Annotated in this window: 10 protein-coding genes; 8 read left to right on the top strand and 2 right to left on the bottom strand. The window is 61.6% G+C overall.

Going from position 1 to position 10,777, the window contains the following annotated elements; translation table 11 throughout:
* Nucleotides 1–2,273, bottom strand: a 2,273-nt coding sequence (locus tag VFW72_RS14550) for an SLBB domain-containing protein (protein ID WP_329675031.1), incomplete at its 3' end; no start/stop codon positions are given.
* A 173-nt stretch (nt 2,274–2,446) separates the two neighbouring features.
* Between VFW72_RS14550 and VFW72_RS14545 the strand changes: the two genes are divergently transcribed.
* Nucleotides 2,447–2,611, top strand: a complete 165-nt coding sequence (locus VFW72_RS14545; protein ID WP_329675030.1) for a rubredoxin — start codon at nt 2,447–2,449, stop codon at nt 2,609–2,611.
* Between the two features lie 2 nt (nt 2,612–2,613).
* Nucleotides 2,614–3,810: an NAD(P)/FAD-dependent oxidoreductase gene (locus VFW72_RS14540; protein WP_329675029.1), complete on the top strand. Its 1,197-nt coding sequence runs from the start codon at nt 2,614–2,616 to the stop codon at nt 3,808–3,810.
* A 19-nt stretch (nt 3,811–3,829) separates the two neighbouring features.
* Here the strand turns inward: VFW72_RS14540 and VFW72_RS14535 are convergent, their stop codons facing one another.
* Nucleotides 3,830–4,165 carry a DciA family protein gene (locus VFW72_RS14535; protein WP_329675028.1) on the bottom strand — a complete coding sequence of 112 codons (336 nt, stop codon included), beginning with the start codon at nt 4,163–4,165 and terminating at the stop codon, nt 3,830–3,832.
* Nucleotides 4,166–4,258: 93 nt separating this feature from the next.
* Between VFW72_RS14535 and VFW72_RS14530 the strand changes: the two genes are divergently transcribed.
* The 6 genes from VFW72_RS14530 to VFW72_RS14505 all read left to right on the top strand — a co-directional run.
* Nucleotides 4,259–4,573 (top strand): hypothetical protein, encoded by a 315-nt coding sequence (locus VFW72_RS14530; RefSeq protein WP_329675027.1) that lies wholly within the window; start codon nt 4,259–4,261, stop codon nt 4,571–4,573.
* A gap of 101 nt (nt 4,574–4,674) precedes the next feature.
* Nucleotides 4,675–5,904, top strand: coding sequence for a hypothetical protein (locus tag VFW72_RS14525; RefSeq protein ID WP_329675026.1), 1,230 nt, complete (start codon nt 4,675–4,677; stop codon nt 5,902–5,904).
* Nucleotides 5,905–5,923: 19 nt separating this feature from the next.
* Nucleotides 5,924–6,835, top strand: coding sequence for a metal ABC transporter substrate-binding protein (locus tag VFW72_RS14520; protein ID WP_329675025.1), 912 nt, complete (start codon nt 5,924–5,926; stop codon nt 6,833–6,835).
* Entirely contained in the window at nt 6,832–7,650 is an 819-nt protein-coding gene (locus VFW72_RS14515; RefSeq protein WP_329675024.1) for a metal ABC transporter permease, read from the top strand. Before VFW72_RS14520 ends, VFW72_RS14515 begins: the two co-directional genes overlap by 4 nt.
* A 123-nt stretch (nt 7,651–7,773) precedes the next feature.
* Nucleotides 7,774–10,521: a preprotein translocase subunit SecA gene (gene secA / locus VFW72_RS14510; protein ID WP_329675023.1), complete on the top strand. Its 2,748-nt coding sequence runs from the start codon at nt 7,774–7,776 to the stop codon at nt 10,519–10,521.
* Nucleotides 10,522–10,523: 2 nt separating this feature from the next.
* Nucleotides 10,524–10,777, top strand: a 254-nt coding sequence (locus tag VFW72_RS14505; RefSeq protein WP_329675022.1) for a bifunctional ornithine acetyltransferase/N-acetylglutamate synthase, incomplete at its 3' end; no start/stop codon positions are given.

Here is a 10,777-nt window from a genome sequence, read left to right as displayed (position 1 = left end):
TTTTCCGGCAACACAATCAAATCACCCGGTTGCACTTCCGCGCGCGCGACACTGCCAAACCAGCTGCCGTTGTTCGACAAAACGCTGCCATCGGCTCGAATCACAAACAGTTCGTCTTTGTCTGCACCGCTGGTCAGGCCCGAAACCTCTAGGTAATCACGCACCTTGCTGCCTGGCTTCCAGATCAAAGAAGCTTCGGTATTGACCGAGCCCAGCACGTGCACAAAGTCTGGCCGGGCAGGCACCACCAGGCGGTCCTGGCTTTCCAACTTCAGGGTAGGCAAAGCCGAGGTACTGGCATGCTCCGGGTTCAAGCCCAGCATGATGCGACCGGTGGGTTTCAGGTTACGCAGCCGGTCAATGGCTTGCTTTTGCGCCTGTTGTTCGGCCTGAATGCGCAACTGTGCCACCCCCGCGTTGTCGTTTACCGAGGCGCTGGCGGCCGACGAACTGAGTTGCGTCTGGGTTTGCATTTCCAGCTTGCGAACCAGCTGGTTCAGGTTGGCCAGCTGGTCTTGGCGCACTTGTTCGCGGTAAAACGCTGCCCCAAACAAGTAAGCGTCTTCCGTCAAGCCACCGGCCTTTTCAATGAGCTGGGGCAGGCTGTCGCCCTGCTTCATTTGGTAAATGCCCGGGCGCTTCACCTCGCCTTCCACGCGCACGTAAACCTGGCGCTTGGCCTGCGGCACACGCACGTCGTTCACCGAAAACACGGTCAGCACATCACCCGGCTTGAGGGCCAGGTTTTCTGGGCTGGCGGGGTTGTCGAGGGCTTCACCCAAGTTGAACGGCAAGAGCTTGACTTCGACCTTATCGCGGTCAACACGCTCAATCACGGCATAGTCAAAGTTGATTTCGTCAATCAGGTTGCCAATTCGCTGAGCCAGGGTTGCTTCGTTGTCGCTGACCTTGTCCGCTTCGGTTGACATCAGATCTTCTGCATCTGCCTTTTTATCGAAGCTTTGAGCAGCCTGCTTCTTTTCTTGCGCTGTCAGCAAAACATCGTTCTGCCGCTTGATGGCGGCTTGACTGAACAGGAACGAGCGACCGGGAATGAGGTCGGACACCCGCATGCCGTCTTTCCAAGGCTGGCGCATGGCTTGGGACACGTTACCGCGCAGCACCACCGAGTTGGCAAACTCAGGCAGCAGTGGGGCAATGGACAACAGGTCGCCCGCTTTCAATTGCCGTTTCAGCCCAGCGGCGTCCAGCGCGAAAGTTTCCACCGAGCGCGGCGGGTTCGCTGCAGAGTTGACGCGCTCCAAAGTAGCGCGCTTGGGGTCAGCCATGACGGGCAACCCACCAGCCACAGCCAGCATGCTGTCGATGGTGTCGTCAGCCCCTAGTTCGTACACGGCAGGCGTGCGTACCTTGCCCACCATGGCCACATAGCCCTTGGCCGCAGGAATGAAAACCGTGTCGCCGTCTTGCAGCTTGATGTCAGCGGCCTTGTCGCCCTTGGCCAGGAAGGCATACAGGTCCAGCTCGGCCACAACTTTGTCTGCGCGCTTCACCTGAACACGGCGCAGGCTACCGTTCTGGTTGGGGCCACCGCTGGCCATGAGGGCCGAGATGACCGTAGACACACCACTCACGGTGTAGGCGCCCGGTTTGCGCGCCTGGCCCACCACGTAAACCGTCATGCCGCGCAGGCGGCCTTGGGTAACCGAGAGCTGAAAGTCTTTGTAGTAGCGGGCCACGGCAGCGCGAACCACGTTGTCAGCATCTGCGGAGCGGACACCCGCCAGGGTGATGGCACCTACGCGCGGCAGGTGAATTTGCCCGTCGCGGTTGATGGTGGTGCGCACGTCGATGTCGACACTGCCCCAGCCGCGCACATACAGTTCGTCGCCCGGCCCTAGTTTGTAGTCAGGCGTGACAGGCACATTGCCCGTGGGGCTGTAGGCGTCTTGATCAAAGAAGTTGTAGCCGTACAGTGGCAACGACTGGCCCGTGCTTTCCTGAACGAACTTCTGGAAGTCGTTGGGCGGCAGGGGCTTGAGTGGCTGGCGCGGGATGGTGGCGACTTTGGCGTCGTCTCCCTGCCCGTCGACCTGCATTTGCCGCAGCGAGGGTACGGCAGACAAGGAAGTGTCGAGGCGACCCAGAGCCGCAGCCGGAATATTGGGCAACAGCGGCGCAGAGTCGGCCCCAGCCCCAGATGCACCACCCATCAACATACCTTGCGCCATAGACGCATGAGGCACGACCAAGGAAACAGAAACCACAAACGCCAAACAGCGGCGCAGAGGGTGTGACTTACGCTGAGTCATGGGAACCCGAATCTTTCACTGTGAAATCGTGAACAGATTGTAGAGGGGCAACTTTGCCGCACTGACTGCCCCCCCGCAGAAAGACGCTAGGGAATGCCCTTTTGTCGTCCACGCACACCGTGGGGCCAAGGAAGAGGGCTCACAATGCGCCCCGTGATTAGAAGGAACTCACCATGAAAACCTATCAATGCATCGTTTGCGGTTTCATTTACGACGAAGCTCAGGGCCTGCCGCCTGAGGGCATTGCCCCCGGCACCAAGTGGGAAGACGTGCCCGACACCTGGGTGTGCCCCGACTGCGGCGTGGGCAAGGCCGACTTTGAAATGGTTGAGATCTGATCATGTCCCATCCCGTCGTCATCATTGGGTCCGGCCTGGCTGGCTACAACGTGGCCCGTGAGCTGCGCAAGCTCGACGCGGCAGTGCCGCTGGTGGTGGTCAGCCGCGACCACGCCGGTTTCTATTCGAAACCCATGCTGTCGAACGCGCTGGCCGGCAAGAAAACAGCCGCCACCCTGGTGATGAAGACGGCCGACAAGATGGCCGCAGAGCTGAACGCACAAGTGCTGGCCCATGCGGCCGTGGCGCGCATGGACACCGCCACGCAAACGGTTCACCTGAGCAATGGCGACACCTTGCGCTACCGCGATCTGGTACTGGCCTTGGGCGCAGACCCCATTCGCCTGCCGCTGGAAGGCAACGCAGCAGACACGGTGTTGTCGGTGAATGACCTGGATGACTTTGCCCGTTTTGCCGAGGCGCTGGACACCGGCGCCAACGGCCAGCCGGTGCAGCGGGTGGCCATTTTGGGTGGTGGCCTGATTGGCTGCGAGTTCGCCAACGACCTGTTGGCCCGCGGCATTGCCCCCACCGTGCTGGACTTGGCCGACCGCGCCTTGGGCCGCCTGCTGCCACCTGAAGGCAGCGCCTATTTGCAAGGCAAGCTGGAGGCGCTGGGCGCGCAGTTCCGGTTTGGCGTGGCTGCCAACGCTGTGAATCGGTCCGCCTCGGGTTCGGGCCTGGTCGTAACCTTGAGCGACGGCTCTGAGTTGGAAACCGATCTGGTCTTGTCAGCGATTGGATTGAAGCCCCGCACAGCCCTGGCTGCAAAAGCTGGCCTGAAAGTGAACCGCGGGGTGGTGGTAGACCAGACCTTGCAAACCAGTGCGCCCCATGTGTTTGCGGTGGGCGACCTGGCCGAGGTGGCGGGTTTGAACCTGCCAGGTTTGAATCTGCCGTTTGTGATGCCGATCATGCAGCAGGCGCGCGCCCTGGCCGCGACCTTGGCTGGCACCCCCACGAAAGTGGCGTACCCCGCCATGCCCGTGGTGGTGAAGACCCCCGCCTGCCCTACCGTGGTATGCCCGCCAGCCAGTGGCGCGGCCGGCCAATGGCTGGTGACCGAAGTGGATGAGGGGCTGGAAGCCCGTTTTGTGGCCGAAGGCTCAGGGCAGTTGCTGGGCTTTGCGCTGCAAGGCAAGGCCACCAGCCAACGTCAGGCTTTGGCAGGGCAAGTGCCGGCCACGCTGAGCGCCTGATTCAAAGTTCGAAGCCGTTTCAAAGCGACTCGTAGCTTTGAACTTTGACCCGGATGGCGTTGACCTTGAGCCCCTTCTTGGCCAAGGCCTCCAGAATGCGCGGCTGCAGTTGGCGTAGCTTGGCCGACACGGCGGCGTTAGGCGCCAGCAGGGTCCACCCCTCGTGGTCTATGGACCCGGATTTGATGTACGCCGCCAGCGCGGGCGGCAAGCAAGCCTTGGCCACAGCCAGACAGGCCTGCGAAGCCTGCAGGCGCTGCATGAGCGTGACCATGGTTTCCGACTGCTCCAAGGCACGCGTCACCGATGGCACATCGGGCACGAGCGGCTTGAAGCTGGAGGGGCGCTGGAACATATCTGGAATTCAAGGTTTCAGATGCGATTATTGCGCCGTAGCAATGCCCGCATTCAAAATTCGGAAACATCTACGCGTTAAAGTGCCTGCCATATGCACGGTGCAAAGCAAGGTCTGAAGCGCTTCGGCGCTTATGTTGTTCTGGCTCTGTCCATGCTGCTGATGCAGCAGGGCGGGCTGCGGCATGCCATGCAGCACGGCGTGGGCGATGACTCCCTCCCCGCCCACAGCACCCTGTGTAAAGACTGCCTGTCGTACTGCGCGGGCGACGTCATTACCCCCAGCCCGATCACGCTGGCCCTGGCCGCCGATTTGTCGGCCCAACACATGGCCAATGGCCATGCGCAATGCCACGAGGTGGTCTCAACCGGCTATTTGAGCCGCGCCCCACCCTTGGTTTCCCTCTGACCTGATCCCTTCGTTTTTCAGATCACTTTCCACGTGAGCATCGGCCCATGCCGCTGAGTGTGCATAGGGTCGTCGCGTGGTTTCAGAGGAACAGCATGTTCATGACACGACACACCGTGCAGGCCGCACGGACCTGCGCGCTCGCCTGCTTGGGCGCCACTTTCAACGCAACTGTCGCCACGCTGCTGTGCAGCCAAGCGGCCCAGGCTCAAAGTAGCCCCACGTTCAACCCCAACGTATACGCCATCCTGTCTGGCACCTACGCCAACCTGCAAAAGAACCCGGAGAGCTGGCGCCTCAAAGGCTTTGTGCCTGCTGGCGACGAAATAGGCCCCGGCGAACGCGGCTTCAGCCTGGGTGAAACCGAGGTGGGCCTCAATGCCAATGTGGACCCATATTTTTATGGCTCGGTCACCCTGGCGGTGGCCAGCGACAACGAGATCTCGGCCGAAGAGGCCTATGTGCAAACCACAGCCTTGAGCAATGGCTGGCAGATCAAGGCGGGGCGATTTTTCTCGGGCCTGGGTTATTTGAACGAACAGCACGCCCACACCTGGGACTTTGTGGATGCCCCACTGGCATACCAAGCCATGGTGGGCGGCCAATATGCGCAAGATGGCGTGCAAGTGCGCTGGCTGGCCCCCACCGACCAGTTCGTGGAATTGGGAGCCGAGTCAGGCAACGGCGAGCGCTTCCCAGGCACACGCCGCGCGCGCAACTCGGGCGGGGCTACGGCCTTGTTTGCCCACACCGGGGGCGATATGGGCAACAGCCACAACTGGCGCGCTGGGATCAGCTGGCTCAACACCCATGCCCAGGAGCGCACCTGGGCCGATGCCAATGACCCCGCTTTGACCAACGCCTTCACTGGGCAAAGCCGGGTGTGGGTGGTAGACGGGGTGTGGAAATGGGCCCCAGAAGGCAACGCCACACGCACCAACTTCAAGTTGCAAGGCGAATACTTCCGCCGCACCGAAACGGGTGATGCGACCTACGACTTCGGCGGCACCAACGAATTGACTGACCGTTACCGATCGGCGCAGTCAGGCTGGTATGTGCAAGGGGTGTACCAGTTCATGCCGCGCTGGCGCGTGGGCCTGCGCTTTGACCAGCTGCAAAGCGGCACGACCGAAGCCGGCGCCAACACGGCTCTGGCTGAAGAATCGAGCAAGCCGAAGCGCACCAGCGTGATGCTGGACTGGTCTTTGAGCGAATTCAGCCGGATTCGACTGCAGTTCAACGATGACCGCGCCCGCGTCGACCAAAGTGACAAGCAGGTATTTGTGCAGTACCAGATGAGCCTGGGCGCCCACAAAGCGCACAGCTATTGATGCAACGGAGAACCCGGACATGAATACCTCATTCAAAGCCGCTGCCTTGGCCTTCACGGCCCTGACTGCTTCCTATAGCCAGGCAGCGCCCGCCATCAAAGTGTTTGCCTGCGAACCCGAATGGGCCGCACTGACACAAGAGTTGGCTGGCGACCTGGTCACCGTTTACACCGCCACCACCGCTCAACAAGACCCACATCAGGTGCAGGCGCGCCCCAGCCTGATGGCTGCCGTACGCAATGCCGACCTGATGGTGTGCACGGGAGCCGAACTGGAAGCGGGGTGGCTACCCGTGCTGCTGCGCCAGTCTGGTAACCCGAAAGTGCAACAGGGCCAAGCGGGCCATTTCGATGCGGCCGACTTCGTTCGCAAACTGGAAGTGCCCACCCGACTGGACCGCGCCGATGGCGATGTGCATGCCGCTGGCAACCCGCACATTCAAACCGACCCGCGCAACATCGCCACCGTGGCGCAAGCTTTGGGCAAACGCCTGGCCGAAGTCGACCCGGCCCATGCCAGCACCTACCAAAGTCGGCTGACCGATTTCAACGCGCGCTGGGGCCAGGCCATGCAGCGCTGGAACCAGGCTGCCGCGCCTCTGAAGGGCATGCCGATTGTGGTTCAGCACAAGGGCTTCCCTTACCTGGAAAACTGGCTGGGTCTGAACCAGGTGGCCGCGCTGGAACCCAAGCCCGGCGTGGAGCCCAGCAGTGCGCATTTGTCTGGCGTGTTGTCGCAAATGAAGGCGCAACCGGCCAAGGTCATCATTCGTGGGGCCTACAACGATGGAAGGGGGTCTCAATGGCTGTCTGAGCGCACGCGCATTCCCGTGGCAGTGCTGCCCTTCACCGTGGGCGGCAGCGATCGGGCACGCGACCTGTTCGGCCTGTTTGACGACACGGTTGACCAATTGCTGAAGGCCACCAAATGAGCGAGCACCTGACCTGGCACGCGGTGGACTGGTCCATCGTGGGCCCGGCCCTGGTGGCCGGCTTGCTGGTGTTGAGCACCCACGTACCCCTGGGCCGGCAGGTGCTCAAGCGCGGCATTGTGTTCATAGACCTGGCCATTGCCCAGATTGCTGGGTTGGGTGTCATGGCCGCCGACGCGCTGGGTTGGGAGCCCCAAGGCTGGGGCGTGCAAGCGGCCGCGGTGAGCGCCGCTTTGCTGGGTGCCGTGCTGCTGACCTGGACCGAAAAACGCTGGCCCGACATTCAAGAGGCCTTGATTGGCACCCTGTTCGTGCTGGCGTCTTGCGTGGGCATTTTGCTGCTGGCGGGCAACCCGCACGGCGGCGAGCACCTGAAAGACCTGCTGGTGGGGCAGATTCTGTGGGTCACACCGGGACAACTTTGGGCCATGGCTGGCTTGTCCGCGGCCGTGCTGGCACTTTGGTACGGCGCCGGAACCCGCCTGGGCCAGGCCGGCTTTTACCTGCTGTTTGCTTTGGCCGTGACAGCATCGGTGCAACTGGTCGGGGTCTACCTCGTGTTCAGCAGCCTGATCATGCCGGCGCTCGCCGTACGCAACGCCCCATCGAAACGGCAGATTCCGCTGGCCTATGCCATGGGGGGCCTTTCGTATGCCTTGGGGCTGGCAGCGTCTGCCGTGCTGGACTGGCCCTCGGGGGCGGTGGTGGTGTTGGTGATGTCCCTGATCGGGCTTGTTTTCAGCGCCGCCATCCCCAAGTGCCCGAATTCGTGTTCTGAAACGCAGCGGGAGGGGGAAACCCCGGCCCGCACCTAGGTAGATCTGTGCACCGGAACCGACACACCCCGGTGCTACACTTTTTGGCTTTGGTTCACTGGGGGTTGGTGCCTCTGGTGAACGGGCACCCTCGTGCCACAGTTAGAACGGATAAATCGCTCCATGTTGCCCAAGCTTCTCACTTCGATTTTCGGCAGCCGCAATGAACGCCTGCTCAAGCAGTACCGCCGAATCGTCGACAAAATCAACGCCCTGGAGCCTTCTTTCGAGCCCCTGAGCGACGAGCAACTGCGCGCCAAGACTGAAGAGTTCAAGCAGCGCGTGGCCAAGGGCGAATCGCTGGACGACATCCTGCCCGAAGCCTTTGCCCTGGTACGCGAAGGCTCCAAGCGCGTCTTCAAGATGCGCCACTTCGATGTGCAGATGCTGGGCGGCATGGCCCTGCACTTCGGCAAGATCGCTGAAATGCGCACCGGCGAAGGCAAAACCTTGACCGGTACCCTGCCCGTGTTCCTGAACGCCTTGACCGGCAAGGGCGTGCACGTGGTCACCGTGAACGACTACCTGGCACGCCGCGATGCGGAGTGGATGGGCAAGCTCTACAACTTCCTGGGCCTGACAGTGGGGATCAACCTGTCGCAAATGCCCAAGGAAGAAAAGCAGGCTGCTTATCAGTGCGACATCACCTACGGCACCAACAACGAATACGGCTTCGACTACCTGCGTGACAACATGGTCTACGAGGTGAGCGACCGCGTGCAACGTGGCCTGAACTACGCCATCGTCGACGAAGTGGACTCGATCCTGATCGACGAGGCCCGTACGCCTTTGATCATCTCGGGCCAAGCCGAAGACCATACCGAGATGTACCTGCGAATCAACGCGGTGATTCCGCAGTTGAAAAAGCAGATCGGCGAAGCCGACCCCCGTACAGGCGAAGGCGTGATCGAAGCCGGTGATTTCACCGCCGACGAAAAGTCGCGCCAGGTGGTGCTGACCGAAGACGGCCACGAAAAGGCCGAGCAACTGCTGGCCGATGCGGGCCTGCTGGTGGAAGGCGCTTCGTTGTACGACGCGGCCAACATCACCCTGATGCACCATTTGCTGGCCGGCCTGCGCGCCCACCACCTGTACCACAAGGACCAGCACTATGTGGTGCAAAACGGCGAAGTGGTGATCGTGGACGAATTCACCGGTCGTTTGATGGCCGGTCGCCGCTGGTCGGATGGCCTGCACCAGGCCGTGGAAGCCAAGGAAGGCGTGAAGATTCAAGCCGAGAACCAGACCCTGGCCTCGGTGACCTTCCAGAACTACTTCCGCCTCTACAACAAGCTGGCCGGCATGACCGGTACCGCTGACACCGAAGCCTACGAATTCCAGGAAATCTACGGCCTGGAAACCGTGGTGATTCCGCCCAACCGCGTGCTGGCCCGCAAGGACCAACTGGATCTGGTCTACAAGACCGCCCAGGAAAAGTACGCTGCCATCGTGGCCGACATCAAGGAGTGCCATGGCCGTGGCCAGCCCGTGTTGGTGGGCACCACCAGCATCGAAAATTCGGAACTGGTGTCGCGCCTGCTGCAAAAGGAAGGCTTGCCCCACCAGGTTTTGAACGCCAAGCAGCACGCCCGTGAAGCCGAGATCGTGGCTCAGGCCGGCCGCCCCGGCATGATCACCATTGCCACCAACATGGCCGGTCGCGGTACCGACATCGTGCTGGGCGGCAACGTGGAAAAGCTGGTCGAAGCCATTGAGCACGACGAAAGCCTGGACGCCGCTGCCAAAGAGCAAAAGATCAGCGCCCTGAAGGCCGAGCAGGTTGAGCTCAACAAGAAGGTGAAGGAGTTGGGTGGCTTGCGCATCATCGCCACCGAGCGCCATGAATCGCGCCGCATTGACAACCAGTTGCGTGGTCGTGCGGGCCGCCAAGGCGACCCAGGCTCCTCGCGCTTTTACCTGTGCCTGGACGACCCCCTGATGCGCATCTTCGCGGGCGACCGCGTGCGCGCCATCATGGACCGCCTGAAAATGCCCGAAGGCGAAGCCATCGAAGCCGGCATCGTGACCCGCTCGATCGAGTCAGCCCAACGCAAGGTGGAAGGCCATAACTTCGACATGCGTAAGCAGCTGCTCGAGTACGACGACGTGTCGAACGACCAGCGCAAGGTCATCTACTCGCAGCGCGCCGAGATTCTGGAATCGACCGATGTGGCCGAGGCCATTGCGAATCTGCGCAAGGGCGCCCTGACCGACGTGGTACGCACCTATGTGCCGGCCGAAAGCCTGGAAGAGCAATGGGACCTGGCCGGTTTGGAGAAAAACCTGGCCGAAGAATGGCAGGTGCAGATCGAGTTGGTGAAGTGGGTGGAAGCCCAAACCGCAGCCGATGACGAAGACGTGCTGAATCACGTGCTGGAAGCGGCCAACACCGCCTATGAGGCCAAGATCAGCCTGGTGTCGCGCGAGCAGTTTGCTCAGTTCGAGCGCATGGTCTTGCTGCAGTCGATCGACAGCCACTGGCGTGAACACCTGGCTTCGCTGGACTACCTGCGCCAGGGCATTCACCTGCGCGGCTACGCCCAGAAGAACCCCAAGCAGGAATACAAGCGCGAAGCCTTCGAGCTGTTTGGCCAACTGCTGGACGTGGTCAAAATGGACGTGACCCGCACCCTGCTGACTGTGCGCATCCAGTCGCGTGATGAAGCCATGGAAGCCGCCCAAGCCATTGAGCAGCAAGCCGAAAGCTTCCGCAACGTGACCTACACCCACCCCGACGAAGACGGTAAGGCCGTGACCGAACCCGAGGGTGGCGCCAATGCGGGCCAGCAGGTTCCACGCGTAGGCCGCAACGACCCCTGCCCCTGCGGCAGCGGCGAAAAGTACAAGAACTGCCATGGAAAGTTGGCCTGATCATGCCTGTCAACCTGTCTGCTCCCAACCCCGCTGACCTGCACCCTGTTCCCGGCGTGAAGCTGGGTATTGCCATGGCAGGCGTTCGCAAGGCCAACCGCCGTGACCTGACCGTGGTCACGCTGGACGAAGGCTCGGCCGTGGCCGGCGTGTTCACCAAGAACCGTTACTGCGCCGCCCCCGTTCAAATTTGCCGTCAACACCTGGCTGCTGGCTCAGATGCCCGCGCCATCGTGATCAACACCGGCAATGCCAA

The sequence above is a fragment of the Aquabacterium sp. genome, from assembly GCF_036273115.1.
Lineage (GTDB): Bacteria > Pseudomonadota > Gammaproteobacteria > Burkholderiales > Burkholderiaceae_C > Aquabacterium.
This window is presented reverse-complemented; position numbering and strand designations above follow the sequence as displayed.

What these genes read in the sequence shown, in the direction of transcription:
- VFW72_RS14545 (WP_329675030.1), top strand. Translation starts at nt 2,447, where the DNA reads ATGAAAACCTATCAATGCATCGTTTGCGGTTTCATTTACGACGAAGCT.
- VFW72_RS14540 (WP_329675029.1), top strand. Translation starts at nt 2,614, where the DNA reads ATGTCCCATCCCGTCGTCATCATTGGGTCCGGCCTGGCTGGCTACAAC.
- VFW72_RS14535 (WP_329675028.1), bottom strand. Translation starts at nt 4,165, where the DNA reads ATGTTCCAGCGCCCCTCCAGCTTCAAGCCGCTCGTGCCCGATGTGCCA.
- VFW72_RS14530 (WP_329675027.1), top strand. Translation starts at nt 4,259, where the DNA reads ATGCACGGTGCAAAGCAAGGTCTGAAGCGCTTCGGCGCTTATGTTGTT.
- VFW72_RS14525 (WP_329675026.1), top strand. Translation starts at nt 4,675, where the DNA reads ATGACACGACACACCGTGCAGGCCGCACGGACCTGCGCGCTCGCCTGC.
- VFW72_RS14520 (WP_329675025.1), top strand. Translation starts at nt 5,924, where the DNA reads ATGAATACCTCATTCAAAGCCGCTGCCTTGGCCTTCACGGCCCTGACT.
- VFW72_RS14515 (WP_329675024.1), top strand. Translation starts at nt 6,832, where the DNA reads ATGAGCGAGCACCTGACCTGGCACGCGGTGGACTGGTCCATCGTGGGC.
- secA (WP_329675023.1), top strand. Translation starts at nt 7,774, where the DNA reads ATGTTGCCCAAGCTTCTCACTTCGATTTTCGGCAGCCGCAATGAACGC.